General features: G+C 63.1%; 1 protein-coding gene and 1 other RNA gene. Both read right to left on the bottom strand.

Translation table 11 applies throughout. From position 1 onward, the window contains the following. Window positions 1-960: 960 nt before the first annotated feature. Window positions 961-1,058, bottom strand: an RNA gene (ffs, locus tag AC1D1T_RS32355) — signal recognition particle sRNA small type. A gap of 33 nt (window positions 1,059-1,091) precedes the next feature. Further along, window positions 1,092-1,600: AIR synthase-related protein (locus AC1D1T_RS32350; RefSeq protein WP_477993445.1), on the bottom strand; the 509-nt coding region annotated here is incomplete at its 5' end.

Below are 1,600 nucleotides of genomic sequence, written 5' to 3'. Positions count from 1 at the left end.
CTGATGGGCCGTTCACCTCCGACGGCGGGGCTCCTCTAAAGCCATGGGATGCATGGAAGGTGTGCGGAGTGCTGGCCGAGATTTGGTCGATGTCGCTGGCGGAGGTCGAAGCTAAGTTGATGACCAACCTCCATCGACTGCTCAATGACCATGCTTAACGTCGACTCCACCTACCACCACTGGTCCATCTCACCTCCAATGGCGCGTCGTTCAGCGTCGTCGTCGTGCGAGATAGAAGGGGCTGTCACGTTTTGAACGATGAGGGTAAGGATGATCGCTTGTATTGGTTGGGGCTCGCTGGTCTGGGACCCCGGTGTACTCCGCTGTGTGGGCGACTGGAGGTCCGATGGCCCAGAACTGCCCGTCGAGTTCGCAAGAACCTCGAAGAACGGGCGGTTGACGCTGGTCTTGACACTTGGTGCCCGGGCGGTTCCTACGCTTTGGACTGAGATGGACTATGGTTCACCGGAGGAGGCCCAATCAGCTCTTGCTGGTAGAGAGGGGTCGCCGATCCACGCTGTTGGACTATGGCCTGGACCTGCTCCACGACATTCTCATGGCGCTGACCTCATCGCCTCCTGGGCAGCAACTCGGAACGTTGATGCCGTCGTTTGGACCGCCCTTCGCCCGAGGTTCGCCGCTCAGGACGGATTGGCACCTGAGAGCCCTGCGGCTGCAATCTCGTACCTCAAAGGCTTGGATTCCGATGCTTTGGCCAAGGCTCTTGAATACATCAGGAGAGCGCCTGCGCAGGTTCGCACGAGGTTTCGCGCCGCCTTCGAAGCCGAATTCGAACTGGATCCGCTGGCCAGAAGCATGCGCTCCATCGAAGGAGGGTGACCGCTCAGAAGCGTGCAACTCGAGTGAGCGGGAGTTGCTTTCCTCGCCGGCTTCGACAGGCTCAGCCCGAACGGAGGTGGGCGAGCGCAGTACTTGTCGAACCCAAAGAGGAGAGGGAGGGGTGACGAGCCTTACCCCCGGCACTGGTCGCAACAGTTAGGGCTGCTTCGTTCCCGACCTGACCCGGTTGGCCGTGCTTCCATGCGGGGAGGCCCGTCGCGGCGGATTGTAGGCGACGGGCAGAGGCCTTCTCAGCGCAGCTGCAAAGAATCGTCGCCGAACTCGATGTTCAGCGGCTCGATCAGCAGCCGCTTCGGCCCCGCCTCGACCGCGCCCGCCACCATCGCCTTCACGCCCGCGGCCTGCGCCACTTCCACCGTGCGCTGCGCATCCTCGGCCTTCACGAAGATCGCAAACCCCGCGCCCATGTTCAGCGTGCTGTACGCCTCTTGATCGTCCTGCTTCGCATGCTGCTGGATGAACTTCAGCACCGGCGTCACCTCGGGCACGCTGTGGATGCGATACGTGTGCTTCGCCGGATGCCGCAGCAGCTTGCGCCAGCCGTGGCCGGTGATGTTGGCGCAGTAGTGCGGCTGGATGCCGGCCTTGTACAGCGCCTCGGTCACCGGCGAGTACAGCACTGTCGGCGCCAGCAGCGCCTCGCCGTAGCTCAGCCCCGGCTGCACCTCGGTCAGATACCCCTTCGGCAGCCGCTCCACCAGCTTGCGCGCCAGGCTCAGCCCGTTCGCATGGATGCCGC

This window comes from Rhizobacter sp. P2_H3, assembly GCF_056403355.1.
Note: the sequence above shows the minus strand (reverse complement) of the source record. Positions and strands in the feature narration are given on the sequence as shown.